The organism is Anaerohalosphaera lusitana, assembly GCF_002007645.1.
In the GTDB taxonomy this organism is placed as follows: domain Bacteria; phylum Planctomycetota; class Phycisphaerae; order Sedimentisphaerales; family Anaerohalosphaeraceae; genus Anaerohalosphaera; species Anaerohalosphaera lusitana.
The window spans coordinates 2,112,286-2,137,470 of record NZ_CP019791.1 but is presented as its reverse complement, the minus strand read 5'-3'; the positions used below and the strand labels follow the sequence as shown (position 1 = coordinate 2,137,470).

Sequence of the window (25,185 nt, the reverse complement as noted above, 5' to 3'; positions counted from 1 at the left end):
AAGAAAAGAACAAAAGCGAACATTGGGAAACATGGCTGGATTTGGCTAATTTTCACTCGGACCGGCGTTCAGTATGTGGCTTTGGGCTGCAGAGAGCTTAAAGACCTTCTTTTATGGCAGATGTTACGCTCAGTAGACGTCCAGGTCGCCCTCGGGTTCATCGCTGTCTTCTAGTGTGGCATCACCATTGTCGAGCTCGCCTGCTACGCCGAAGTTGACCAGATCGACGGATTCGGGGTCCTGTCGCTTAGCTGTGAGCGGGAGTTTGCCTTCACGAAGCAATTCGTAGCCTTTCTGTTTCATGCAGGCCTTTTCGAACTCGACGGGATAACTGCTCCAGCGATTGTCGAGAGTGGACCTTTTTCTTAGTTCGGCTTCACAGTCCTCCCAGTCCTGAACGGCCTGGTCGAAGCTGATGCCGGACTGATACCAGTATCGATTGCAGCCGGAGACGAGTACCGCCGCAGCAAGAAGCAAGAGACACGCTATAGTTTGAATCGCTCTGTTTTTGAGCCCTTTGTAAGCCATTATCTGTTCCCTTTTAAGTGACAAAAACCATGTTACAACTTCAATTTTGCCCACAAACATGGAATCCGCAATGAGGAAATTCCCTATTTCTGGGGCGTTGATGTGCTCGGGTTCAAATGAGGGATCAGGCTCAAATCAGTGCACGGACATCAGAAAAAGGGTGCCGACCCTGAGGGCCAGCACCCTTTGTAAGTTTTGCTAAGTCGTTATTTAATAGGAACTTAAAACTATTTTGCGTCTGCGACTCGCTGGGCGGATTCCACTGTGTTGTATAGGAGCATTGTGATGGTCATCGGGCCCACGCCGCCTGGGACGGGGGTGATGAAGCCGGCCTTTTCCTTGACACACTCGAAGTCTACGTCGCCTACGAGGCGGTAGCCTTTTTTCTTTGTGTCGTCAGGCACGCGGTTTACGCCGACGTCTATGATGGCTGCGCCTTCTTTGACCATGTCTGCGGTTACGGTGTTGGGTCCGCCTGCTGCTGCGATGACGATGTCGGCGCGTTTGATGTGGTCGGCCATGTTCTTAGTTCTTGTGTGGCAGACGGTTACGGTGGCGTTGCCAGTGTCGCTTTTCTGGATGAGCATGTTGGCGATGGGTTTGCCTACGATGTTGGATCGGCCCACGACGACGACTTCTGCGCCTTCAAGCTGGACACCGCTGCGGACGAGCAGTTGGATGATGCCGTGCGGTGTGCAGGGCAGGAAGGCTTTTTCGCCGACGACCATTTTGCCGACGTTGACGGGGTGGAAGCCGTCGACATCCTTGTTGGGGTCGATGGCGAGCAGGACCTTGCCTTCGTCGATGTGTTTGGGAAGCGGGAGCTGGACGAGTATGCCGTGGATCTTCGGGTCCTTGTTGAAGTTGTCGATAAGTGCGAGCAGTTCTTCTTCAGTGGTGTCGGCTGAGAGGCGGTTGTCGCTGCTGTAGATGCCGCAGTTTTCGCAGGCCTTTTCCTTTGCGCGGACGTAAGACTGCGAGGCCGGGTCCTCGCCTACGAGTATTACCGCGAGTCCGGGCTGCACGCCCTTTTCGGTGAGCTCGGCGGCTTTGGTTTTGATCTCTTCTCGCATCTGTGAGGCGATCTGTTTGCCGTCAATGATCTGTGCTGTCATAAAATGATTCCCCTGTCCTTAAAAGAAATTTGCTTATTAAGTCTGTCTCTATTCCTCGAGGTAGCCGAGGATTTTGTCAACTTCGACGTATTTTTCCACGAGTTCGTGCATTTCGTCTATTTTCGGGCCGTCTTCCGGGCGGATTTTGAAGCCGATGTTCGCAAGTTTGGCGCTCACTGAGAAGGTGTCTTCGTCGCTTATGAGCACGGGGATGTGGCTTTCCTGGAGGAACGGTATGATCTCCTTATGGGGCTCGAAGCCGCCGGTGAGGATCATGCCGCCGTTATGGGGTCCGTGCTTTGAGAGGAGCATGAGCGAAACGAGCATGTTGTCGATGCGGTCGCCGGGTGTGATTATCAGGGTGTTGTCCTGGATGTATTTTACGACGTGCTCGGGTTCCATAGCTGCGATAACGGTGTTTTCGATCGTATTCGAAAGACAGTCGTGGCCGCAGTAGACGTCGAATTTCAGCTCGTCGGCAAGCTGCTTGACAGTGTATGATTCCAGCCAGCTTTCATACGGCATTGCACCGAGGAGACGTGTGCCCATCAGTTTCAGGCCTTTTGTAACGGTGTCAGTGACTTTTTCGTATTTGTCTGCGCGGATCTTGTTGAGGACTACACCCATGACATTGACATCGTATTTCTGGAAGAGTGCCAGGTTGAGAGCGAGCTCGTCCATAGGCCTGCCGATGCCGCCTGCTGTGACGATAAGGACCTCTGCACCTATGAGCTGAGCGACGCGGGCGTTAGACAGGCCGAAGCATGAGCCGACGCCGGCGTGTCCAGTCCCTTCGGCGATCAGCATAGGATGGTTTTTGTTGATGGCCGCGATGGACCGGAGTATCTCGTCTTCGAGGGGCTTAACGTTGGGATTATTGATGAAATCCCGAGTAAAGCCACGGCGGATGGCGATTGGGCTCATGTGGCAGGGTTTGTCGGGCATGTTGAAGTACTGGTGTACCAGAGCCGCGTCCTCGTCGATGTCGCTGTCGTCGTAGCGGATATAATGCTGGCCGACCGGCTTGCAGTAGCCCGGGTCGAGCCCGCGGGTACGGAGTACCTGCATGAGTCCGAGCGAAACGGCAGTCTTGCCGCTGTCCTGTACCGTTGCACTTATGTGTATTGGTTTCATGGAGGAGATTATAGTGAGATGGAGCGACATTTCCACCGAAAAACGCAATGTTAGCGCGTGCGGCTGGGAAAGATACCGATTTGGGCGTTTAGGAAGGATAGAGCTGAAAAGAAGTCGCAGGGATAAGCATGGACAATAGAAAAGCCCCGCAGGCTGGGAATGCCTGAAGGGCTCATTTCAAATGGGTGATGAGGGATTCGAACCCCCGACCCGCTGATTAAGAGTCAGCTGCTCTGCCAGCTGAGCTAATCACCCGTTGGTTTTTGACATCGTCAAAGCGACGTAGGCTAGGAATTTTACTCAATTAGGCCTCGTTAGCAAGGGAAAATCGGGAAAAACCCGCCTAAATTTTGCTTCCATGGCCGCAAAAGAGATCACGCAGCTCCGTTTAGCTGGTTTTCATAGAGGTTTCGATATATTCGGCAGGATTCCATCAGCTCGGCGTGGGTGCCCTGAGCGGCGATCTGGCCCTGTTCCATGACCACGATCATGTCGGCCGCTACGACCGTGCTGAAGCGGTGAGCGATCACGAAGCAGGTTCTGTCTTTCATCAGGCTGCCCATTGCCTTGTGTATCTTGGCTTCGCTGTCGGCGTCGATCTGGCTGGTTGCCTCGTCGAGTATAAGAATCGGCGGGTTCTTGAGTATCGCCCGTGCGATGACGATCCGCTGGAGCTGTCCGCCGCTAAAGCCGGCATTGTTCTCGCCAATGAACGTGTCGTAGCCTTCGGGGAGCGGTTCGATGAACTCGTGGGCGTAGGAGCTCTTCGCGGCCTGGATGATTTCTCCAAGCGTCGCGTCGGGCTTGCCGTAAGCGATGTTGGATGCGACGGTGTCGTTGAACGCGACGACGTTCTGGGTAACCATGCCGATCTGTTCGCGAAGGCTGGCGAGCTTTACCCGTGAGATGTCCTGGCCGTCGATCATGATGGAACCCTTGTCCAGCTCATAAAAACGCGGCAGGAGATTGACGAGCGTTGTCTTGCCCGAGCCGTTGGCACCGACGATGGCGACGGTCTGGCCCGCACGGACCTTGAGATCCACGCCCTTCAGTGTCGGCGCCTCGTTGCCGGGGTAGGTGAACCATACGTCATTGAACTCAACATTGTCGCTTACAGGTGGCAGCGCCCTGGCGTCAGGCAGTTCTTTTTCGAGCGGACTGTCGATGACCGAAAAAACCCTTTCGCAGGCAGCGTTCGCGCCCTGGATCTTGTTCCAGACATCGCTTACTTTGCGTATCGATTCGGCAGCACTTCCGAGAAGGACCAGCAACAGGAAAAAGGAGCTGGCTTCGAGATTGTCCTGAGCGACCCATCTGACGCCGAGTATCAGGGCCGCACCGCCTGCGATCATGCCGAGCACTTCCATTGTCGGGTTGGTCGCGGCCTGTGACTTTGCCACGCGAAGAGTCTGACGGAGGAAGCGGTTGTTCAGACCTTCGAAATTTTTCTTTTCGCGATCCTGGCTGTTATAGACCTTCACCACGCGAAGGGCTGCGATGACCTCGCCCGCCCTGCCGAGCATTCTTGCGCTGCTCTGGAGAGATTTGCGGGTGGCCTTTCTGACCCTGTGGCCGAGCAGGCCCATCAGGGCGACGGCTGCGGGTGCGGCACAGGCGAAGATCAAGGTTAGCTTTACCGATATGAGCATGGCACCGGCCAGCAGCCCCGCGGCTTTCATGGGTTCGCGGAGGGCCTTGCCGAGGAGAACTTTAATACCCTTTCCGGCCTTGGCCGTGTCGCCGATTAGTCGGCTGACGGTGTCACTGGTGCCCTCGCTGGAGAAGTACCCGACCGGCATGTCGAGAATGTGTGTGAAGCAGTCGTATCGTGCGTGAGCAGTAGCCGTTTCAGTGATTGCGGAGGCAAGATATGTCTGGAAAAATCGGGCTATGCAGCGGGCGATGGTAATGACGACCATTGCAAGGATTATGAAAGTGACGGCTTTGACTTTGTCTGAGGCGGTTTCGTCGCGGGGTATGACGCTTACAGTGTCCTGGATCCAGTTGTAATAAGATTTCTTCGGCGGCGCGTTGATCGTCAGCCGCTGTATATTCGTATTGCCTCTGGAGTCGGTACGTTTGATCGCGATCGGCACGGAATCACCCTGCTCGATGGTGGCCATTTCTTCGAGGAGCTTGCGCGAAGGCACATCGGCTTGCTGGCCGGAAGGCATTTGCGAGCCGAAGCCTATGATCCTGTCGGCCGGCTGGAGGCCCGCGCCGGCGGCGGGTTCGTCTTCGGCAACTGCAGTAATCTGTACGAAGGTGCGGAAGTCGTCATCGCCGGTCCTAAAGTCGCTTACCTCGGGAACGTAGAATTCCATGCCGTAGCGCCAGTCGCAGATATTACGGTCGACCCAGCCGTGGAGACCTTCTTCGCCCATCATGACCTTGAGCAGCGGGCCAATGGTCATGAAGCTAAGCGAAAAGAGCAGTCCGATGATGACGGCTGATACAAAAACACCGATCAGTCGCGGCCACTGCGGCCAGACGTATCCGAGAATGCGAAGAAAAGCACCGAGGTCCTTGTCCTGATTTCGATCTTTTATGTTTGACAACTTATTATCCTCTCAGGCAGTGCCAGAACGATTTCATGTTCGGTTTGAGCCTGAATGATTCCTTAAAATATTTTTTCGCGAGATCGGGCTTACCTTCCGCGCGGGCGCTTTTGGCGACCCGGTATGTTTCGCGACTCAGCCTTCGCATCGCATCGGTTTTATTTATTCTTTCCTTACCGCCTAGCTCGTAATAGAAGCGTTTCAGGACCTCGAGCTCTGTGAGGCGATTATCAACACTTATCTCGGAGAGATTGCCCGAATGCCGCCGGCGATTGAAAGTAGGCTCGTTGAGAGCGATAAACCTGTAATCAAGCGAGAGTTCGAGCCAGAGTGCGTAATCAGAACATACTCTGAGCGAAGTGTCAAACTGTTTTCGGCCCTTAAGTATGTGTGCGGGGAACATCGAGCCGCACGAGTGGATGAGTATATCCTGGAAAAGTTTGTCCGTGATCCAGCCGCTGTGGAGTTTGCGTTTACATCTGCTGATTTCACCACCGTTCTCGTCAATCCGCATGTAGGGACCGTAAACGATGACGTCATCCTTTTCGGTCTCGGCGGCGGCGATCATTCGTTCCAGTGTATCCGGATAGTACAGATCGTCGGAATCTAGAAAGGCTATGTATTCACCATCAGCGAGGTCAATGAGAGTATTTCGCGCGGCAGCATCGCCGCAGTTTTGCTGGTAATGGTAGCGAACGGGATAACCCTTTTCATCGAGCACCTGCTTTGTGTCATCGGTCGAGCCATCGTCTACGACCACGATCTCGTAATCCTTATAGGTCTGATCAAGGATACTTTCGATGGTCTCACAGATGTAATCCCTGCGGTTATATGTTGGTATACAAACACTTATTTTTGGCAACTAAATTCTCCTTGTAAACCGGTTCAAAGCAGGATGTGTTGGTGAGCCCGCCTCCATTATAGCACTGACAGTTTACTTACAGGCTCAATCTGGTGATGATAGAATCGCCCCCCGAACAGCAACTATCCGGCACAAGAGACCGGCTACTGCTAATTTCCTTTCAAAACTTTATGTAGAAACCGTATTGATTCATCTTTTTCATATTTGATCTTCTGCATTACATTGTCATAATCAATTGGCCGGCCAACAAAATCAATACTGTCGGGATAGTCATAAAGTCGGGAGTTTAGCCCCGAGAGGCGAAGAAAACTGGATATACGGTCATTTTTGGATGACCAGTTTGCAAAAAGCCTGTTTCGCATTATGCTATTACCCGGCAAGCACCAGGCTTTTCTGTAGCCTTTTCGGTAAAGCTTCTCCTGTAAGCCGTAAATTTTATTCTTCTTTTTCCGCAGCAGCGGAACACTCAGAAAATTTTTCTTCACCTTAATAGAAAAAACAGTTCCATGAAAAGAGTTCGTGACGACGCACTCAGACTGTCTAAGCAAACATATCCATTCATCAGGCCCCAGACTCGTGAGACTTTTATCCGCCAAACCTGCTGCCGTGTCTCCAATGTTAACAACCGGCAAGTTGTACAAGGTCTTTACACGGTGAACAGCGTCTAGAAAGACAGGGCTCGCCTGAAGACAATAGGTGACTATATACTTTTCAGGAAGTTCATAGCATGTTATATCCGCTTCCGGGTAGTCGTCACAGAGAACGGTTGGGTCAACGGTAATGTCTATCGATTTATCTGTAACTTCTCCGACATCCTTCAAAGAAGTTCTCTCGCGCACGGAAATATTTTGAAATGATGCAAGGCACTCACTGATTTTGTCATGGTATTCCTTGGGAAAACCGACTCCGCCCGTACTGGCGGCATATGAAATCCTAATAGCCGAGTCAGGACCGAAATTCAACAAGAACGCATCCATATTTTTTCTGGCCTTACTTTTTGCAAAGTTCCATATCTGGTCACTGCCGCACACCAGTACATCTGCATCGACGCCATTAAGCTGGTTTAAATTTGTAAACACCTGGGGTGTAAGGGGGAGGTGCTTTTTTCTGAAATCCGCGAATTTTTTGTGCAGCGGCGAGTCACTGTCCCCCTTGCTGATAGACTTTGGTTGATAGTCAATTAGATGCACATCGAATCCAATTTGACGCAGCACATTGCACAGAGCATAAGCCTGAAGTACCGCGCCATAATTCGGCACAGAATGAAACGTAATTACCATGACTTTTTTCATGTCCTCTAATCCATAGCAAAACAAATCGATTTCAGATTTCGTCTCTGGGAAACAGGAACCTTAAACTCTTCAGCGAGTCTGCCGACAGCTATCATACACACAACTGTGTGATTGTCGGCAACACCGGCAACTTTCCGAAGCTGAAGGTCTTTTTTAGGCGTTACGTTCCAGTGCAAAATACAGGCGCCCAACCGGTTGTACTGCAAACCGTACAGCAGACTCATCGCAAAGATACCGCAATCTACATACACCTGATTGCGGTCGCCAACTCCCAAACAGCATTTTTGATCACCAGCAACCAGTATAAATTTGTCAATTTGCTCCGTAAAGCCGCGTGTGCCCTTATGAATAGCCAGTATTTCGTTTATTGTGTTCTTTTTCGAGTACACATATACACGACTTGTCTGCCGGTTGCATGTTGAAGGACTCTTCTGCGCCATTTCGACTGCATCATAAATTTTAGACATTGGCACGTTGCCGCCGGCGAAGGTCCTAATGGAATATCTGTTTTGAGACAGCTTACGAAAGTCACCCCTGCTTGCCTCAATGCAGTCAGTTTTAGAGAGAATCCTTACGCCACCCGCAAAAAACCGACAATTATCAGTAGGTTTTCCTTCAAGAAATGATTTAATATCAGCTACAAGAAGCTGTGTGTCATCTGAAGACTGTATTTGCCCCGAACCGACATAGGCTTTCAATACATTGCATGCCGCCTTGTATTGCGAACGGGAGGTGTCACCACCGGTACGTTCAAATTCCGTAAGCAGATTCATCAGTTTTGTAACTTTCTTAACCCCGAACCCTGGTCTGCAGTCCTTGAACGAAAGTCCCTTTTCGATGATATGGTAAGTTGTAGTTATGTCCGCCAAGACTCTGTCATGGCACGAGTTAAGCAGACCCGAGTGCCTCTTGAATCTCGCTAAATCGTACAAATAGCAACGTGTAAGCCTTAGACGGCATTTAATGCCACGCATAAATCGTTTCATGCTCTTATATCCTGAATTCCAAAAGACAAACCACGATACACCCTATAGCCGCGTCCAGTTAGAAAGAGGGGAAAATACACTGCCGAAATTATATAGGTCGAGGCGCAAGTATCAAGGAGTTTCTAAGCGGGAAAACTTAAGTGGATTTGTGACACATGAAGTTCAAAAGCCCCGGGAGTTTTCTCGCCGGGGCCTTTTATGGAAAAGATGCTCGCGTTTTCTCAATTTCCAGGGTGTCGTTCGTGTTTTCGTTCGAGTCCGCGTCATCTTAACGCGTGCTTAAACTATAGCCTCGATTCTCGTTGGGTCAATCGGGGGATCGGCGGGGCTTTGCATCGGGGCGGCGGGAGGAACGGCAAATCAATATTTTGCGAAAAAAATGAGAAAACCATTGAACCGTAATGGGCATATGCTCATAATATATGATGTTGGAAGTTTGATAGTCAGATTTAGGGTTTTCTCACAGAAAGGAGGGCATTATGCCTTTTAGAGACGGAACAGGACCAAACGGTGCAGGACCGCTGACTGGTCGAGGAATGGGCCCGTGCAGCGGCGATGCTTACGGGAGGGCCCCACGTCGGGGTTATTTCGGTCGAGGCCCGGGACGCGGACGAGGTTTTGGCAGAGGTTTTCGCAACTGGGCCGGCGGAGGCTGGGGTTTCGGCGGCGCACCGGTCGATAACCCCGAGAATTATGAGCCGGCCAGCGAGAACCTCACGGACCTGGAAGCCCAGGCGCAAGGTCTTCGCGAGTCGCTGAACGACCTCGAGTCGCGAATCAAGTCCATGAAAGAAGAGAAATAGTCTTTTCGAGCCGACGATCCCGAAAGGAGCCAGGCACAGAACACCCAGCTCCCGCGATTGGCCCCCTTTCGGGGGGTACGGCTCGGTAGTATGCAAACATCAGTTAGGGGATACCAGATGATATGTGTAACGAGCAAAGGTTCGGACCTGCAAAGCGAAGTCGATCCGCGTTTCGGTCGGTGTGCGTATTTCATTTTCATCGATCCGGCGACGATGGAGTTTTCGGCGGTCGAGAATACGAGCATGAACGCCGCACAGGGCGCAGGCATAAGCGCCGGCAAGACCGTGATAGACGGCGACGCCTCGGCCGTACTGACGGGCGAATGCGGGCCCAAAGCCATGCAGACGCTTCAGTCCGGCGACGTCAAGATATACACCGGCCTAAATGGAACGGTCGAACAAGCAGTGCAGGCGTATAATGAAGGCAGTCTGAAGGCGATCTAAAACGCATGAGGGAACGACCATGAAGACAGCTAAGACGATCGCGATAGCCAGCGGCAAAGGCGGTACGGGCAAGACGACGGTTTCGACGAATCTGGCGTGGACGGCGGCGGACCGGTTCAAATCCGCGTATCTGGACTGCGATGTCGAGGAGCCCAACGGCGGCATATTCCTAAAACCCGCAATAGAGGCCAGCAAAACAGTACACGTGGATGTACCGCAAGTGGACATAAGCAAATGCAGCGGATGCGGCAAATGCGGCCGGCTTTGTCAGTATTCGGCGATAGCGCATCTGGGCGGGCAGAACGTGATCACTTTCGAAAACATGTGCCATAGCTGCGGCGGATGCATGCGGATATGCCCGACGGGTGCGATAACCGCAAAGAAAATGGAGATCGGGACCGTCTCGCACGGGTCGGCTGGCAAGCTGCGTTTTGCAGGCGGGCTGCTGAAACTGGGCAGCGTGCGGACGCCTTCTCTGATACATGAGGTGCTTGCTGGGGACACTGATGCTGAGTTGCGGTTTGTGGATGCCCCGCCGGGAACAAGCTGCCCCGTGATCGCCGCGGTACGGGGAGCGGATTACGTGATCCTTGTTACTGAGCCCACGCCGTTCGGACTGAATGACCTGCGGCTGGCGGTTGATATGTGCAGGGCGCTGAGGCTTGATTGCGGACTTGTGATCAACAACGCTTACGGCGAATACGTGCCGTTGGACGAATACGTCGATGAGCAGGAACTGGAGGTGCTGGGCAGGATAGAATATGACCGGAAGATTGCCGAGGCGTACTCGCGCGGTGAGATGATCGTGGATTCGCTGCCGACCTATGGAAAGGTATTTGGACGGATTCTGGATCGGGTGCTGGAACACATGGTGTGAGGGGCCAAGATGGTGATCATATAATTTTAGCGTATCGAATGCTATGGAAATGAGATGAAAGAATTAGTTGTTATAAGCGGTAAAGGCGGAACGGGCAAAACGAGTATCACTGCGTGTTTTGGTGCATTAGCCGACAACGGTGTGATCGCGGATTGCGATGTGGATGCTGCAGATATGCACCTTCTGCTTGGGCCGAGCGTTCGCGCACGACATGAATTCGTCGGCGGCAAGCTCGCCGTTATCGACCGTGAAAAATGTACCGGCTGCGGAGTATGCGCGAGGGTATGCATTTTTTCGGCTGTCGGCAAAGCTGACAACGTCTACCGGGTGGATGAGACGGCCTGCGAGGGCTGCAAGGTGTGTGTCGAGTTCTGTCCGGTCGCAGCGATAGATTTTGTCGACAGCGTCAATGGTGACTGGTTCATCAGCGATACGAGATTCGGCCCCATGGTTCATGCGAAGCTTGGTATCGCAGAAGAAAACAGCGGGAAGCTGGTCAGTCTTATACGCAAAGAGGCACGAAAGGCGGCTGAGGAGCAGGGAAAGGAGCTTGTGCTCGTGGACGGGTCGCCAGGGGTTGGTTGTCCGGTCATAGCCTCGATCGGAGGAGCGGATATGGTGCTGATCGTGACCGAGCCCACCCAGTCGGGGCTGCACGACCTGCACAGAGTTGCCGAGCTCGTCAAACATTTCGAGCTTCCAGGGGCGATATGCGTGAACAAGTGGGACATCAACAAGGCTATGAGCGAACAGATCGAGACAGAGGCACAGGAGATCGGCATGCCGGTCGTGGGCAGGATCGGGTACGACAGAGCGGTGACGGAATCCCAGATCGCTCGCAAAACGCTTGTGGAGTACTCGAAATGCGAGACGGCTGAGAGGATCACAAAGATGTGGGAGGATGTAACCGCCCTGCTGTGAATGCTCGGTTGGAGACTGTAAGTATGAGATGATGTGAGATTGGCAATTGTAATAAGTGATAATTTGCGTTATTTTCAATGGAGCAAAAAGATGAGAATAGCAGTACCAGTGAGTGAAAATGTTTTGAGTCCGCATTTCGGACATTGCCAGGAGTTCGCGCTATTCTGCGCGGATGAGAACAAGAAGATAACCGCTGAAGAACGGCTTGCTCCACCCAAACACGAGCCCGGCATACTGCCGCAGTGGCTTGGCGGGCTCAGCGTCAATACCGTTATCGCTGGCGGAATGGGAACGCGGGCCCAACAGTTGTTCACAGCCAATAATATCGACGTGGTCGTGGGCGCGCCGTCGCAGGAGCCCAGAGAGGTCGTGGAAGCGTATCTCGCCGGTCAATTGCAGTGCGGCGACAATGTCTGCGACCACTAGTTAAATTAAGAGGAACGATATGCCAAGGCCGGTAAGATGCAGACGCGTGGGGATGACCCCTAAATGCACGTACTTCAAACCTCAGGGGGTGCGTCTGTCGGCTTTGGAGGTTGTAGGCCTGACGGTAGACGAGCTTGAGGCGGTCAGGCTTGCGGATCTGGAGGGGCATTATCAGCAGTGCGCAGCCGAGAAGATGGGCGTTTCGCGACAAACTTTTGGACGCATAATTGAATCTGCGCACAAGAAGATCGCCGAAGCACTCGTGAACGGCAAAGCGCTCAGTATCGAAGGCGGCGTGGTGAACCTGCCCGAGGAAGCACGTGGACGTGGCCAGGGCCGGGGTAGAAGACGGCGAGGCGGTGGTCCCGGACGCGGCCGTTGCGGTCAATAGAAATTGCTCAGCCCAGTTCGAAGCCGGGTATCTTCTCGCTGCAGGATGGGCATGCGCCGTGTTTTATGTTGTTGCGGCGGATAATGTAGGAAATGCGGTCGATCACTTTTTCGCCGCAGGACGGGCAGAACGTGCTTTCGGCGTTTGAGCCGGGCAGATTGCCGACATAGATATATTTGAGCCCTGCCTGTTTGCCTATTTCCATCGCGCGTTCGAGTGTTTCGGGCGGGGTCGCAGAGCCGCCGTCCATTTCGTATGCGGGAAAGAAACGGCTTATGTGCCAGGGCACTTCCGGGCCCGCTTCGTTAGCGATGAATTCAGCAAGTGCCTTGAGCTCGTCGTCCGAATCGTTCTGGTCGGGTACTATCAGAGTGGTAAGTTCCACCCAGATGTCGGTTTCTTTGGCGATGTACTTGATCGTCTCCAGCACAGGCTGGAGGCGTGCATTGCACAGGTCTTTGTAATACTTGTCGCTGAATGCCTTGAGGTCTATATTGATCCCGTCAAGCCACTCGGCCGAGAAATCGACCGCTTCTTTGGTCATATAGCCGTTGCTTACAAAGACATTCGTGAGCCCCTGCTGCTTGGCGAGTTTGCCGGTTTCTTCGCACAGCTCCATGAATATAGTCGGCTCGGTGTAGGTGTATGCGATGCTGCAGCAGCTCGACCGCTGGGCGGCAGCAACGATCTTTTCGGGCGGTATGGGTTCGCCTTCAAGCTGGTGGTATTTCAACGCCATCTGGCTTATCTGCCAGTTCTGACAGAAGGTGCACTGGAAATTGCAGCCGGGACATGCGATGGAAAAACTGCGGGTGCCGGGCTGAAAATGGAAGAGCGGCTTTTTTTCGATGGGGTCCGGGTTGGCGGCGCACACGCTGTCATAATTTAGCGACCGAAGCGTGCCGTTGACATTCTGACGCACCGCACAGTGGCCGTACTTGCCCTCCGGGATAAGACAGCGGAAATTGCAGAGATAACAGCGGGCCTTGTTGTCTGATTCGGGCTGCCAGAGCACCGCGCGTTTGAGCTGTTCCTTCGACGTTGTCATTCAATGCCTCCTTTTTGAGTGTATTACGAGCAGCAAAAATCGAAGCACCTATCATTATAGGGGCCGGGAGGCAGGTTCGTCCAGAGTGGATTACTTGAAATCCTCGGGTTTGAACTGGGTGGTGAATTTTGTTCCGCCGTGTCGCAGTGCCGCAAGCTCGGCTTCGCCCACTCTGCCGTTGATGAACTGCTGGACGATGTCGTTCGGGTGATTTCTGATGTGTTCGGCGTCGCCGTCAGCGACGATCTTGCCGTTGTGCAGCATTATAATGCGGTCGGCGATCTTGTACGCGCTGTTCATATCGTGGGTGACGACGACGGAGGTGACCGTCAGCTCCTGTTGTAGCTTGAGGATCAATTCATTGATGATGTCGGAGCGTATCGGGTCCAGACCCGTGGTTGGTTCATCGTAGAGGATGACCTGGGGATTGAGTGCGATGGCGCGGGCGAGCGCGACGCGCTTCTGCTGGCCGCCGGATAGGTTTGCTGGCATATGGTTCTGGTAGCCGTCCATTCCGACAAGAGCGAGTTTTTGCTTTACGAGTTCGTCGACGGCGTCCCAGTCCTTTATCTTTGTGTGCTGGCGGAGCGGAAAGATGATGTTTTCGTAGACGTTTAGGCTGTCGAAAAGCGCGCCGCCCTGAAAGAGGAAACCGAAATTGAGCCTGAGTCTTGCCAGTTTCTTTTCGTGCATTTCGTCAATTCGCTGTTCCTTGAAGTAGACCTGCCCTTCCGTTGGGCGCTCCAGGGCGATCATGTGTTTCATGAGGACGGTCTTGCCGCAGCCGCTGGGGCCTATGATGACGGTGGTTTTGCCTTCTTCGCAGGACAGGGAAATGCCGTCAAGCACGACACGGGAGTCGAACTTCTTGATGAGCTTTTCTATGCGTATGATTCCGTCGATTTTTGAGTTGTCGAATTTCACTGCAGCCCCTTAGAAAAGCGAAGGCATTGGCCAGAAGGTGTTGTAAATGGCCTTTGCGATAACCGCGAAGACGAAATTTATCGCGAGGATGGCGATGAAGCTGCCCACGAATGCCTCGGTGCAGGCCTGACCTACGCCCTGAGCCCCCTGCCTGCAGTGAAAACCCTTGTAGCAGCTTATCGCTGAGATGGCCGCACCGAAGAAAAAGCCCTTGGTGATACCGGTCGCGATGTCCCACATCTGCACGCCCTGAGCCGAATAGTTCCAGTATGCACCGCTGTTGATCTTGAGCTGAATGACGCTGACGAAATAACCGCCGAGGATACCGAGCAGGTCGGCATATATGATAAGGAACGGAGTCAGAAGCAGACATGCCAGTACACGCGGTGCGACCAGGTACTTGACCGGGTCCGTCCCCATGCTGCGGACAGCGGCGATCTGTTCAGTCACGTTCATGGTTCCGAGCTCAGCAGTAAGTGCACCCCCTACCCGCCCTGCCAGCATAACTGCTGCGAGCACGGGTCCAAGCTCCTTGACCACGGAAATGTTGAGCAACTGGCCGAGACGTTCTTCGAGCTTCATACCGGCAAGCTGGTCATAAGCCTGGATCGCGAGGATCATACCGACAAACGCGCCGGTTATCATAACTACCGGTACGGAGCGGACGCCTATGGTGTACATCTGGTTGGTCACCAGCGGCCAGGTCTTAGGCTGAGTTATGCTTACAGCGGAGGTGCTGGTCGTTCTGCCAAGAAATCGCGCAAAACGCCCGAGGTGCTGTATCCAATTTATTGTGGCCGCGCCTAACGCCTCAAGCATGTCTATATACTCGTCCGGAAAACATGACTTTGTTTATTAAGCAGTATAATAGGTCTTCGGGTTATGACCAGTGCTTTTTTCGACAAAACCAACTACACATATACTATCGGCGGAAAGGTGCTGTGAATCGCAGAAAAGTAAAGCTGTGTGCAGGAATAAGCCGTAAAGATGTTAATTTAGGTAATCTGCAAATTTTTTCAAGGGCCATAATTGAAAATCCAAAAACATATTATCGGCCCCGCCCAAAGACCTTAAAGCCGTAAGACACTACCAATACTGCACTTAGCTATCTTTACCCATTGAGACACTGACTTTACCAAGCTGCCGCAAACGCCCTATTTTAACTAAAGAAAAATTCTGCCCGCCTCCGATACTGTATTTGTTGGATTTACACAGCTTGCCTATTTTAACGAACAGCAAAGACACCAGCACCCACCCAGTTAATCTGGGAAACGTCAGCAGAAAGTTAACCTTAAGCACGGAGAGCGAAAAATGTTGAAGCCCAATACCCTGGAACGTTATCTCGACGCACTTCTAAAAGGCGACCGGAATCTATGCCGCAGAGTAATTGAAGAGACTCTGCAGAGCGGTGTTCCCGCGAATCAGGTCTACATGGATGTGATCTGGCCCATAATGGTCGAAATAGATAACCTCTACCGCAGAGATGTTATCAATTCGGCACAGGAGTCTTTTGCAACACGGATCAACAGGACGCTTGTTGATCAGTTGCAGAACAAACTGCCGCGTCGCGAGGCCCAGCAAAAAAAGCTGGTGATCTGCTGTGAATCGACGGAACAGGGTGAACTGGGCGGACAGATGATAGCTGATCTGTTTGAGAGCAACGGCTGGGAAGTACGTTTTCTGGGCGGATGCGTCAAGGATGACGACGTTATTTCCTTTATACAGGGGTACAGACCCGACATTCTGCTGATGTACGGTGTTGACGCAAAACGAGCTCCGCACACGCGTAAGCTGATCGATCATATCAGGGAAGTCAACGCGTGGCCGAACATGAGGATAATGCTCTCAGGCGGCATTTTTGACCGTGCAGAGGGGCTTTGGGAAGAGATCGGCGCGGATCTTTACGCATCAAACCCCGCTGAGGCTGTCCAGATTGCAGGAGCTGACGAGTCCGAAATAAAACAGCCAGAACGCATCATAAACCGAAGAAAACATAGCACAAACGACACAAAGACTGCACAAAAGACCGCAAAAGCGAGTGCATAAACTTTTTCCTTTTCTCTCTTTCTCTACAATATTAGTTTGTTAGCACCGGTTACCGCCGGTGCTATTTTTTGCGCTGCAACCAAATGAATGTATTGAAGGTCTTTGTTTTATTTATATATGCACATGAATTCTGAGACGAAATTCATTGCAATGCGTCAGGCAAATCGGTATATTTCAAGTTTTTGTGCAAGGAATCAGTCGTTACGGTTAACGTCAGGAAATCAGATGATCTTAACACAAATACTCCAGCCAACGTGTATAAAAGCGCCGCTAGAGGCAACAGATAAAGAATCCGCAATTACCGAACTCGTAGATGTCCTCTCTGAGAACGGTCTGATCCAGAATCGCGATGCAGTACTTGAAGCGGTTCTGATGCGTGAAGAAACCCGCAGTACAGGTATCGGTTCGGGCATTGCTATTCCTCACGGCAAGTGCAACGGTGTCAGCGAGCTGGTGATGTCGATTGGCATCGCGAAGGAAGGCATTGACTTTGACAGCATAGATGGGAAACCCGCTACGGTTGTTTGCCTGCTGGCCTCGCCTGTAGACAGAACGGGCCCTCATATTCAGGCGTTGGCAAGAATAAGCCGACTAATGCTCGATGAAGAGTTCAAAAGCAGGCTTGAGAGTTCTGACACGCCAGAAGAGGTTTACGAGCTTATCTGTTCCAAAGAGAACGAAGCTTAGAAGCTCTTTTCAAGCAGCTCTTAGTAGAAGCCATTTCTAATAAAAAACTGCTCACCCGCCGTAAGAAAATCCAGCGAGCAAGCAGTTGTCATGTCCGTCCGGGATCGGTGAGAATCAGCTTGCTGATTCCCAAAGGATCATTCCCGGTTCATATTGTTCCGCGAGGTCAGGGTGTTTGGGCAGGACGCGAAGTGCGAAGCCGTGCTGACCTGAAGCTCGGCATGGGATAGTGCCGGCAAAATCGGCATATTCCTGAGCCTCGCCGTTACCCTGGTATGCCATGCGAGCAACAGCTCCGTCCTGAATGTTACCTTCCGAGTCGACCTTGCCGTGGTATATCTCCACAGCCACATCATCAGGCTTGAGCTTGCCAAGTTTGACTTTTGCAGCTACCTTGACCTGAGATCCAACTCTGAGCTGCGGCTGTTTGGCCGTCAGGTCGCCGAGCGAAGTGTCTTCTTCCACTTTCACGTCGACATCCTGAATAGCCAGTTCGGGCCAGGCCTGTCGTACCTGTTTTTTCCATGCCGCCAGTGACTTGATCCTGGACATGCCCGAGGCTGTGAGATAATCCCAGCGTGCTGCGGCAGGGTTATAATGTTTGCGAGTGTATTCTGCTACCATTCGGCTTGTGTTGAATCTGGGTGCACACCAGCGAACGGTGTTTTTCATGCGTCTGATCCAGCGGCGCGGCAGGCGATCGCTGGAACGTGCATAGAACAGCGGCACGATCTCGTTTTCGAGCAGGTTCAGGATCGCCTGAGATTCGACCTGGTCCTGGTACTCGAGATCGTCATATTCTTCGCCTGAACCGATTATCCAGCCGCCTTCAGGGGTGTAGCCTTCGCACCACCAGCCGTCAAGTGTACTCATGTTCAGCACGCCGTTAAGAGCAGCCTTCATGCCGCTGGTACCGCTGGCTTCCATTGGGCGTCTGGGGTTGTTGAGCCATACATCCACACCCTGGACAAGATAGCGTGCTGTGTCCATATCGTAATCTTCGAGGAAGACGAACCTTCTGCGTACATCGTGCTGCTTGGTGAAGTGTACGATCTGGCGGATAAGTTCCTTGCCTTCGTGATCCTTGGGATGAGCCTTTCCAGCAAAGATGAACTGAACCGGCTTATCGGTACTGGAAAGCAGTTTGATGAGTCTGTCCTTATCACGAAGCAGCAGGCTGCCGCGTTTGTATGTTGCGAACCTCCGGGCGAAACCGATGGTAAGCGCTTCGGGGTCGAGTACTTCTTCGGCCCAACCGAGTTCTGTGTGGTATGCGCCGCGGCGCTGGAGCTGTCTCTTTAGACGCTGACGAGCGAAGGCGACGAGTCTTTCCTTGCCTCGCTGGTGTATTCGCCAGAGTTCTTCGTCCGGGATCTGATCAACATTGTGCCAGATGGATTTGTCAACCGCTTCGTCGGACCATTTCGAACCGAGATAGCGTTCGTATAGCTGGGTGAGCTCGCCGCTGATCCATGTCTTGGCATGGATACCGTTTGTTACAGAGTCAATGGGCACCTCATCAACGGGCAGCTCGGGCCAGAGATTCCACCATATCTTGCGGGATACTTCGCCGTGGAGCTGACTTACGCCGTTACGCGAAGAGCTCATCTTTATTGCAAGCACGGGCATCTTAAACGGTTCGTTCTTGTCGGCGGGATCGATGCGGCCGAGTGCGAGGAAAGTCTCACGGTCGATGCCCAGTTTCGAGTAATAGCCGCTGAGATATTTGTCAACCATATCGGGCGGGAACTCGTCATTACCGGCTGCGACAGGTGTGTGAACGGTGAACATGTTGCTGGACTTTGCGGCTTCGGAGGCTTCGTCGAAGCTCATATCTTTTTCACTTCGGAGGATCCTGACGCGTTCGAGTGCCATGAACGCAGCGTGTCCTTCGTTCATATGACAGACGGTAGGTTCGATACCCATTGCAAACAAGGCCTTGAGGCCACCGATACCTAGGACTAGTTCCTGGCTGATGCGTGTCTCACGATCACCGCCATATAGTGTCTGGGTGATGTGGCGATCCTGCTGTTCGTTCTGCGGCAGATTTGTATCGAGCAGATAAAGACTGACTCGCCCGACCTTGGCCTTCCAGATCTGCGCAAGGACGTTGCGGCTTGGGAAAGGTATCGTGACGGTCAGTGGCTTGTCATCCTTTTTACGGATCAGTTCGATCGGCATGTTGTGGAAATCATTCTCGCTGTACATTTCCTGCTGCCAGCCGTCGGTGTTGAGGTACTGGCGGAAATAGCCCTTCTGGTACATCAGGCCCACACCTACCAGCGGAATACCGAGGTCGGATGCGCTTTTGAGGTGGTCGCCGGCGAGAATGCCGAGTCCGCCGGAATATATGGGCATAGATTCATGAATGCCGAATTCGGCTGAAAAATATGCGATAAGAGGCTTGGAACCCTTGGAATACAGGTTGTCAAACCAGGTGGGCGCCTCAAGAGAGGTCTGCATCTTTTCTTCGGCCTGCTGGAGCTGATAGACGAAGCCTTCATTGTTCGCCAGATCTTCAAGCCTGGCCTGAGAAACCGTACCCAGCATCTTTACCGGATTGTGGCCCGACTGCTTCCAGAGATTGTAGTCGATACGCCTGAAAAGCTCCGCGAACTCTGGATTCCAGGTCCAGAAGAGATTCATGGCAATATCCTTGAGGCCTTTTAAAGGTTCCGGCAGAGATGGAGTAACGGTGAAGGTCCTTACCTTCTGCATGGCTGTATCCCTCTATTATAATATAGATAGTTTTTGTTCATTTAGTTAACGTACGGTCTCATACGGTTAATCGGTCAAGTGGGTGCGCATCTTAATAGTAAAAATAAAACACCCCCAGCGGTCCTGTTCCAAAACAGAGGCTGCGACGTTTGGCCGCAACCCCAGAACTGTATTTTATCGGCTGGAGATAGCCGATCGATCCGGCCGTGTAAGAACGGGTTTCAAAAGTGTTGACCGCATCTGCAAAGTTTACCAAAATCCACTGCGCGCGAGTATATTCAATTGATGTGATCTTGCAACCCAGTCACTCGCAAAATTCTGCAAATTTCGAGCAATCATTTTAGCGGCACATATGACCTGCTTTAACCTCTAACTTTAACGTTATCACTTTTGCTGTTTTACGCTTTTTATCTTGCCGAGGTTTGTGGTTTGCATTAGAATTTCGTAATTTAAGCGACACTAAGCTAGATTTGAACGCCAATTTTAATTTGGAGGTCTCAGAAGTGGCTAAAATTCAGGACATTCGGAACATCGTATTCGTCGGCCATGGCGGCGCGGGGAAGACGACATTAGTTGAGGCGATACTTAACAAGACAGACATGACCAATCGTCTCGGCACAGTTGAAGAGAAGAATACGGTCAGCGATTTCGATGAGGAAGAAAAGGAACGCGGTAATTCTATTCAGTCCGCGATAACCTTTGCCGAGCATGAGGGCGTTCATTACAACATAATAGATACACCGGGTTATCCTGAATTCATCGGGCCGGCGCTTCAGTCGATACCGGCTGCAGAAGCGGCAGTAGTCGTCGTCAGCGCAGCGGCGGGCATCGAGGTGAATACCCGTAAGCTGTTCCGTGCGGCTGAGAATATGGGCAAGCCACGGATAATCGTCATAAACAAGATGGATTCTGATACGGCTGATCTTTCAGAGCTTGTGGGCGCTATCCAGGAGACATTCGGAACGCAATGTAAATGTGCGAATCTGCCGAACGCAGGCGGCGACGGCGTGATCGACTGTATCAGCAACGACAGCGGCGATTCGCCGGTTATGTCTGTTGCGGACGCAAACACGGAATTTTTCGAAAGCGTGATCGAGGCAGACGACGAGCTTATGGAAGCGTATCTGGGCGGTGAGACCGTTTCACCTGAGAAGATCGCGGAAGTAATGGTCAAGGCGACGATGGAAGGCACGATCATACCGATCGTATTTACCAACGCCAAAGATGTGGTCGGCGTAGACGAACTGATCAACCTGATCAAGACGTGCGTACCTTCACCGGACAACGCAGGGCCTGCAAAGCTCATCGAAGGCGAAGAGGAAAAAGACGTAGCAGTCGATCCGAGCGGTCCGTTTGCCGGCCAGGTATTCAGAGTCGCGTTCGATCCGCGTTCGAACATGAAATACGCTTCGGTTCGCGTATTCAGCGGCAAGATCGACAGCAATACACAGCTTTATATCAACGACAACAAAAAACCGGTAAGACCCGGCCATCCGCTCGTAATGCAGGGTGCGGAGACACATGAGACGGAAGCGATCTCAGCAGGTGAGATCGGTACGCTGCCGAAGATCGACGAGCTGAAGGTCGGCGATCTGGTTCACGAAGGCGATTTTGCAGGCACGTTCAAGATGCCCAAGTTCCCCAAGCCTATGTTCTCACTTGCCCTGGAGCCTGCATCACGCGGCGACGAGGCGAAGATCTCGGCGGCTCTCGATAAGCTGACCGATGAGGACGTTTGCTTTACTGTCGGCATGGACCCGCAGACGAAGGAAAGAGTTATCAGCGGTCTTGGCGATCTGCACCTGCGTGTTATGCTTTCAAAGATGGAAAACCGCTACAAGGTTGGCGTGAACACCAAGCAGCCCAAGATACCTTATAAGGAGACCATCACCGCGAAGGGTGACGGCCATTACCGACATAAGAAGCAGACAGGTGGTGCGGGTCAGTTCGGTGAAGTATATCTGCGGGTCGAGCCTGGTGTACGCGATCAGGATCCGCCAATGGAATACAGTTGGGATATCTTCGGCGGTTCGATCCCTGGTCAGTTCGAACCTGCGATCGTCAAGGGTGTCAATGAAGTAATGGAAAATGGTCCTGTGGCGGGCTTCCCGATGCAGGACATTAAGGTTTCGATCTATGACGGTAAGCATCACCCGGTAGACAGTAAGGAAGTTGCGTTCAAGGCAGCGGGTAAGGGTGCATTCATCGACGCAGTGAAAAAGGCAAGGCCCGTGCTGCTAGAGCCGATCGTGGATATGGAGGTAACCGTTCCTTCAGAGAACATGGGTGATATTACCGGCGACCTTTCTTCACGCCGCGGCCGCGTTCAGGGACAGGAAGTTATCCCGGGCGGTATGATGATCATCAGGGCACAGGTTCCGCTGTCCGAGGTTACGCAGTATAACAGTCAGCTCAAGAGTGTGACTGGCGGTCAGGGCAGCTATTCAATGGAGCTGAGCCATTATGAGCCCACGCCTCCGAACGTTCAGCAGCAGGTGATCGCACAGTATCAGGCTGAGCAGGAAGAAGAGGAAAGCAAGTAAAACGCTTTCAGATTTGGTTAGACTTCAAAGGCCCCTCGGATGACGAGGGGTCTTTTTTGCGCGCAGTTAGAGTGCAAGGAGCATTGCCTGGGTTGAATTGATGGGTTGATCGGCTGACTCGGTCAGGTTTTGAGGGCTTCGTGGAGGATGGCTATTGCGGAGCCGCGGATGAGTGATTCGTCGCCCGACTTTGCGGTTCTGATGGAAATGTCGCGTACCTTGTCGTCGTATACGTCGGTGGGCATACGGTTTTTGATCGCATCTGCTATCTGGTCCGGGCAGGCTGACGCAACATAGCCTGCAAGGATGATGGTGTCAGGATCGTAGAGGTTTATCGCGACGGCAGCGATGCGTGCGAGTGTTTCGGCGATGAAATCCCTTATCGAGGCGGCGTACTCGTCACCGTCTGCGAGGGCTGACGCCCATTGCTCAACGATGAGCTCGGGGGTTTTCATTTCGGGAGGTATGCGATCGCTGAGTGTGCTCTGGGGATGGTCGGGCAGTTCCTTTTTGATACGGTCGGCAATTGCGGGACCGGAGATCATTGCCTCGAGACAGCCCTGCTGGCCGCAGCCGCACTGTGGTCCGTCGGGATCCACTACGATATGGCCGAGCTCACCGAACTTGCCGGTGGCGCCTGAGATAAGGCGGTCGTCCATCCAGAGCGTCGAGCCCACACCGTCGGCGACGTTGAGGTAAAGAACGGAAGCGGATGCCAATTCGGGATCGAGGCCGATCTCCGCGAGAACTCGGACGGCTGTTCCGAAGACGGTCACAGGCGGAGCGAGCTTATCGCTGATCATATCTTTTAAAGGTACGTCTTCCCAGCCAAGGGTGGATGACATCTGAACGCGCCCCTGCGAGGTGACCGAGCCGCTGAGGGATACGCCGATTCCGAGGATCAGGTCCTCTTCTATGGACTGAGCCTGGAGGAGGTTCTGGAGGTTTTCAGCGAGAATGCTGACCACCCTTTCGGGTGAATGATCATCGCCGAGAGAAATCTTTTTCTTCTCGATCATGTCGCCGTTGAAGTCAAAAGCTCCTATAAGTAGAAAGCTGGGGTTTATCTCGACGCCGAGAATGAAACGGCCCCTGTTGTTGATGCTGAGGATGGTGGGTTTGGGGCCGCGGCGATTGCTGACGCCCTGCTTTTCGGTGAGCAGACCCTTATCCCTGAGACGTGCGATAATGTAACTGGCGGTTGAGCTGCCAAGGCCGAGCTTGCGGCAGAGCTGGGTCTGGGACATGGCGCCCTGCTCTTTGAGGATCTTGAGTATGAGTTTTTCGTTTCTTCTGCCTGCCCAGCGGGAGTCAATTGGAGTAGCGTTCATCCGTATCGAACCTAAAATAACCTCACGTCTCGAAATATTCCACAATTGAAACTGATTATAACACCAGTTCGGAACCTTTTCAATGGCAAGAACTTACGCCTAAGGACATATTTTTTCCTTGAAATGCGGTTGGTCAACCACTAAAATCATTTCACGGTTCGAAATAATTTACAGAACAGGTATATTCACACGTGGAGAAGATCTAATGAGCAGCAAAGCCAATGCGATAATCGCGCAGTCGGGCGGGCCCACAACTGCTATAAATTCGAGTGCCTGCGGAGCGATCGAGGCGGCGATGAAGTCGGACAAGATCGGCCGGGTATATGGGGCGACAAACGGGATTCTGGGGGTACTTCAAGAGGATATTTTCGATATTTCCTCGGAGAATCCGAAGACGATCAGCATGCTGAAGCGTACTCCAGCGGCTGCGATCGGTTCCTGCCGGTATAAACTGAAGTCGCTCGAGGAGTCCAAAGAGGATTATGAGCGTATACTGGATGTGTTCAAGGCGCACGACATTCACTACTTCTTCTATATCGGCGGAAATGACTCGATGGACACGGCGGACAAGGTCAACAAGCTGGCCAGCGAGACGGGCTATGACCTGACGTGCGTGGGCATTCCGAAGACGATCGACAACGATCTGGCGTGTACGGATCACTGTCCCGGGTACGGCAGCGTGGCAAAGTATGTAGCGACATGTGCGATGGAAGCTGGCAAGGACACGGAAGCACTTTATACGACGGATACGTGTACTATCCTGGAGGTTATGGGCAGAAACGCCGGGTGGATCGCGGCTTCGGCGGGACTGGCGAGGCGTGAGCCCGAGGATGCGCCGCATCTGATCTACCTGCCCGAGGTGGCGTTCGAGTATGATAAATTCGTCAGCGACGTAAAGGGTGTGCTGAACGATTTCAAGCGTGTGTTTATCGTGGCGGGCGAAGGTCTTCGTGACAAAGACGGCGAGTACATTACGTCCGATACTGGTTCGTTCAGCAAGGACAGCTTCGGCCATAAGCAGCTTGGGGGTGTTGCGGAAACTCTCAAGGATATCGTGGAGCGGGAAGTCGGCATAAAGGCGAGATTCAACAAGCTCGGTACGAATCAGCGAAGCGCGATGCATTTTGCGTCACTGACCGACATCGAGGAATCTTATATGTGCGGCAATGCGGCCGTTGAAGCGGCGCTTAGCGGCGTTTCGGGTAAGATGGTAACGCTGGTTCGAGAGGACGGCAGTGATTATTCTTGTACTACGGGGCTGGCGAATCTGAGCGATGTGGCGAACGGCGAAAAGATCGTGCCGCGTGAGTTTATCAACGAGGCAGGAAACGGTGTGACGGATGCTATGCTTGATTACGTTCGGCCGTTGGTTCAGGGCGAGGCGCCGGTTTCAATCAATGAGGACGGGCTGCCTGTATTTATGCGGTTTGAAAGAAAGCCGGTCGATAAGAAACTGCCTTCGTACAAGTAGGAGTTACTGCGGTTTGTGCCCTGGTTCGAATGTTGAAGCCGGGCTCCGGATTCGGTAATATTAATTTTTCGATAAATCGG

General features: G+C 52.6%; 22 protein-coding genes and 1 tRNA gene. 10 read left to right on the top strand and 13 right to left on the bottom strand.

What is annotated here, in order from left to right; translation table 11 throughout:
* Positions 1–129: 129 nt before the first annotated feature.
* From STSP2_RS08780 to STSP2_RS08745, 8 genes are all read right to left on the bottom strand, one after another.
* A complete protein-coding gene (locus STSP2_RS08780) occupies positions 130–528 on the bottom strand; it encodes a hypothetical protein (RefSeq protein ID WP_146661848.1) in 399 nt (132 codons plus the stop codon).
* Between the two features lie 227 nt (positions 529–755).
* Positions 756–1,643, bottom strand: coding sequence for a bifunctional methylenetetrahydrofolate dehydrogenase/methenyltetrahydrofolate cyclohydrolase FolD (gene folD, locus STSP2_RS08775; protein WP_146661846.1), 888 nt, complete (start codon positions 1,641–1,643; stop codon positions 756–758).
* A 48-nt stretch (positions 1,644–1,691) separates the two neighbouring features.
* Positions 1,692–2,777 carry a phosphotransacetylase family protein gene (locus tag STSP2_RS08770; RefSeq protein WP_169853094.1) on the bottom strand — a complete coding sequence of 362 codons (1,086 nt, stop codon included), beginning with the start codon at positions 2,775–2,777 and terminating at the stop codon, positions 1,692–1,694.
* 182 nt (positions 2,778–2,959) lie between these two features.
* Positions 2,960–3,032: transfer RNA gene (locus STSP2_RS08765), tRNA-Lys, on the bottom strand.
* A 119-nt stretch (positions 3,033–3,151) separates the two neighbouring features.
* A complete protein-coding gene (locus STSP2_RS08760) occupies positions 3,152–5,335 on the bottom strand; it encodes an ABC transporter transmembrane domain-containing protein (RefSeq protein ID WP_146661841.1) in 2,184 nt (727 codons plus the stop codon).
* A 4-nt stretch (positions 5,336–5,339) separates the two neighbouring features.
* On the bottom strand, positions 5,340–6,197 hold the full coding sequence (locus STSP2_RS08755) for a glycosyltransferase family 2 protein (protein ID WP_146661839.1): 858 nt from the start codon (positions 6,195–6,197) through the stop codon (positions 5,340–5,342).
* Positions 6,198–6,346: 149 nt separating this feature from the next.
* A complete protein-coding gene (locus tag STSP2_RS08750) occupies positions 6,347–7,489 on the bottom strand; it encodes a polysaccharide pyruvyl transferase family protein (RefSeq protein WP_146661837.1) in 1,143 nt (380 codons plus the stop codon).
* A 5-nt stretch (positions 7,490–7,494) separates the two neighbouring features.
* A complete protein-coding gene (locus STSP2_RS08745; protein ID WP_169853093.1) occupies positions 7,495–8,262 on the bottom strand; it encodes a nitroreductase family protein in 768 nt (255 codons plus the stop codon).
* Positions 8,263–8,954: 692 nt separating this feature from the next.
* On the opposite strand from STSP2_RS08745, the gene STSP2_RS08740 reads away from it, so the two are divergent.
* The 6 genes from STSP2_RS08740 to STSP2_RS08715 all read left to right on the top strand — a co-directional run bounded on the left by STSP2_RS08740 (position 8,955) and on the right by STSP2_RS08715 (position 12,337).
* A complete protein-coding gene (locus tag STSP2_RS08740) occupies positions 8,955–9,278 on the top strand; it encodes a DUF5320 domain-containing protein (RefSeq protein ID WP_146661834.1) in 324 nt (107 codons plus the stop codon).
* 117 nt (positions 9,279–9,395) lie between these two features.
* Complete coding sequence (locus STSP2_RS08735) at positions 9,396–9,722, top strand: NifB/NifX family molybdenum-iron cluster-binding protein (RefSeq protein ID WP_146661832.1); 327 nt, start codon at positions 9,396–9,398, stop codon at positions 9,720–9,722.
* Between the two features lie 19 nt (positions 9,723–9,741).
* Complete coding sequence (locus tag STSP2_RS08730; protein ID WP_146661830.1) at positions 9,742–10,599, top strand: P-loop NTPase; 858 nt, start codon at positions 9,742–9,744, stop codon at positions 10,597–10,599.
* 54 nt (positions 10,600–10,653) lie between these two features.
* The gene (locus STSP2_RS08725; protein WP_146661828.1) at positions 10,654–11,520 is read left to right on the top strand and encodes an ATP-binding protein; all 867 of its coding nucleotides are present in this window, start codon (positions 10,654–10,656) and stop codon (positions 11,518–11,520) included.
* 90 nt (positions 11,521–11,610) lie between these two features.
* Entirely contained in the window at positions 11,611–11,946 is a 336-nt protein-coding gene (locus STSP2_RS08720; protein WP_146661826.1) for a NifB/NifX family molybdenum-iron cluster-binding protein, read from the top strand.
* A 19-nt stretch (positions 11,947–11,965) separates the two neighbouring features.
* Entirely contained in the window at positions 11,966–12,337 is a 372-nt protein-coding gene (locus STSP2_RS08715) for a DUF134 domain-containing protein (protein WP_146661824.1), read from the top strand.
* A gap of 7 nt (positions 12,338–12,344) precedes the next feature.
* On the opposite strand, the gene amrS is transcribed toward STSP2_RS08715, so the two are convergent.
* The 3 genes from amrS to STSP2_RS08700 form a co-directional block, all read right to left on the bottom strand.
* The gene (amrS, locus tag STSP2_RS08710) at positions 12,345–13,385 is read right to left on the bottom strand and encodes an AmmeMemoRadiSam system radical SAM enzyme (RefSeq protein WP_146661822.1); all 1,041 of its coding nucleotides are present in this window, start codon (positions 13,383–13,385) and stop codon (positions 12,345–12,347) included.
* A 90-nt stretch (positions 13,386–13,475) separates the two neighbouring features.
* On the bottom strand, positions 13,476–14,309 hold the full coding sequence (locus STSP2_RS08705) for an ABC transporter ATP-binding protein (RefSeq protein ID WP_146661820.1): 834 nt from the start codon (positions 14,307–14,309) through the stop codon (positions 13,476–13,478).
* Between the two features lie 9 nt (positions 14,310–14,318).
* On the bottom strand, positions 14,319–15,128 hold the full coding sequence (locus STSP2_RS08700) for an MlaE family ABC transporter permease (RefSeq protein ID WP_146661818.1): 810 nt from the start codon (positions 15,126–15,128) through the stop codon (positions 14,319–14,321).
* Between the two features lie 492 nt (positions 15,129–15,620).
* Between STSP2_RS08700 and STSP2_RS08695 the strand changes: the two genes are divergently transcribed.
* Positions 15,621–16,355: a cobalamin B12-binding domain-containing protein gene (locus STSP2_RS08695; protein ID WP_146661816.1), complete on the top strand. Its 735-nt coding sequence runs from the start codon at positions 15,621–15,623 to the stop codon at positions 16,353–16,355.
* A 225-nt stretch (positions 16,356–16,580) separates the two neighbouring features.
* Entirely contained in the window at positions 16,581–17,042 is a 462-nt protein-coding gene (locus STSP2_RS08690; protein ID WP_169853092.1) for a PTS sugar transporter subunit IIA, read from the top strand.
* A gap of 114 nt (positions 17,043–17,156) precedes the next feature.
* Here STSP2_RS08690 and glgP read toward each other — a convergent pair whose 3' ends face one another.
* The gene (gene glgP / locus STSP2_RS08685; protein WP_146661812.1) at positions 17,157–19,760 is read right to left on the bottom strand and encodes an alpha-glucan family phosphorylase; all 2,604 of its coding nucleotides are present in this window, start codon (positions 19,758–19,760) and stop codon (positions 17,157–17,159) included.
* Between the two features lie 503 nt (positions 19,761–20,263).
* On the opposite strand from glgP, the gene fusA reads away from it, so the two are divergent.
* A complete protein-coding gene (fusA, locus tag STSP2_RS08680) occupies positions 20,264–22,303 on the top strand; it encodes an elongation factor G (RefSeq protein WP_169853091.1) in 2,040 nt (679 codons plus the stop codon).
* A gap of 122 nt (positions 22,304–22,425) precedes the next feature.
* On the opposite strand, the gene STSP2_RS08675 is transcribed toward fusA, so the two are convergent.
* Positions 22,426–23,634: an ROK family transcriptional regulator gene (locus tag STSP2_RS08675; RefSeq protein WP_146661808.1), complete on the bottom strand. Its 1,209-nt coding sequence runs from the start codon at positions 23,632–23,634 to the stop codon at positions 22,426–22,428.
* Positions 23,635–23,839: 205 nt separating this feature from the next.
* Here STSP2_RS08675 and STSP2_RS08670 point away from each other — a divergent pair, with 205 nt between their 5' ends.
* A complete protein-coding gene (locus tag STSP2_RS08670) occupies positions 23,840–25,105 on the top strand; it encodes a 6-phosphofructokinase (protein ID WP_146661807.1) in 1,266 nt (421 codons plus the stop codon).
* The last annotated feature ends 80 nt before the right edge of the window (positions 25,106–25,185 follow it).

Excerpts from the sequence above, each read along its gene's own strand:
- STSP2_RS08780 (WP_146661848.1), bottom strand. The coding sequence starts at position 528 with ATGGCTTACAAAGGGCTCAAAAACAGAGCGATTCAAACTATAGCGTGT.
- folD (WP_146661846.1), bottom strand. The coding sequence starts at position 1,643 with ATGACAGCACAGATCATTGACGGCAAACAGATCGCCTCACAGATGCGA.
- STSP2_RS08770 (WP_169853094.1), bottom strand. The coding sequence starts at position 2,777 with ATGAAACCAATACACATAAGTGCAACGGTACAGGACAGCGGCAAGACT.
- STSP2_RS08750 (WP_146661837.1), bottom strand. The coding sequence starts at position 7,489 with ATGAAAAAAGTCATGGTAATTACGTTTCATTCTGTGCCGAATTATGGC.
- STSP2_RS08745 (WP_169853093.1), bottom strand. The coding sequence starts at position 8,262 with ATGAATCTGCTTACGGAATTTGAACGTACCGGTGGTGACACCTCCCGT.
- STSP2_RS08740 (WP_146661834.1), top strand. The coding sequence starts at position 8,955 with ATGCCTTTTAGAGACGGAACAGGACCAAACGGTGCAGGACCGCTGACT.
- STSP2_RS08735 (WP_146661832.1), top strand. The coding sequence starts at position 9,396 with ATGATATGTGTAACGAGCAAAGGTTCGGACCTGCAAAGCGAAGTCGAT.
- STSP2_RS08730 (WP_146661830.1), top strand. The coding sequence starts at position 9,742 with ATGAAGACAGCTAAGACGATCGCGATAGCCAGCGGCAAAGGCGGTACG.
- STSP2_RS08725 (WP_146661828.1), top strand. The coding sequence starts at position 10,654 with ATGAAAGAATTAGTTGTTATAAGCGGTAAAGGCGGAACGGGCAAAACG.
- STSP2_RS08720 (WP_146661826.1), top strand. The coding sequence starts at position 11,611 with ATGAGAATAGCAGTACCAGTGAGTGAAAATGTTTTGAGTCCGCATTTC.
- STSP2_RS08715 (WP_146661824.1), top strand. The coding sequence starts at position 11,966 with ATGCCAAGGCCGGTAAGATGCAGACGCGTGGGGATGACCCCTAAATGC.
- amrS (WP_146661822.1), bottom strand. The coding sequence starts at position 13,385 with ATGACAACGTCGAAGGAACAGCTCAAACGCGCGGTGCTCTGGCAGCCC.
- STSP2_RS08700 (WP_146661818.1), bottom strand. The coding sequence starts at position 15,128 with ATGCTTGAGGCGTTAGGCGCGGCCACAATAAATTGGATACAGCACCTC.
- STSP2_RS08695 (WP_146661816.1), top strand. The coding sequence starts at position 15,621 with ATGTTGAAGCCCAATACCCTGGAACGTTATCTCGACGCACTTCTAAAA.
- STSP2_RS08690 (WP_169853092.1), top strand. The coding sequence starts at position 16,581 with ATGATCTTAACACAAATACTCCAGCCAACGTGTATAAAAGCGCCGCTA.
- glgP (WP_146661812.1), bottom strand. The coding sequence starts at position 19,760 with ATGCAGAAGGTAAGGACCTTCACCGTTACTCCATCTCTGCCGGAACCT.
- STSP2_RS08675 (WP_146661808.1), bottom strand. The coding sequence starts at position 23,634 with ATGAACGCTACTCCAATTGACTCCCGCTGGGCAGGCAGAAGAAACGAA.
- STSP2_RS08670 (WP_146661807.1), top strand. The coding sequence starts at position 23,840 with ATGAGCAGCAAAGCCAATGCGATAATCGCGCAGTCGGGCGGGCCCACA.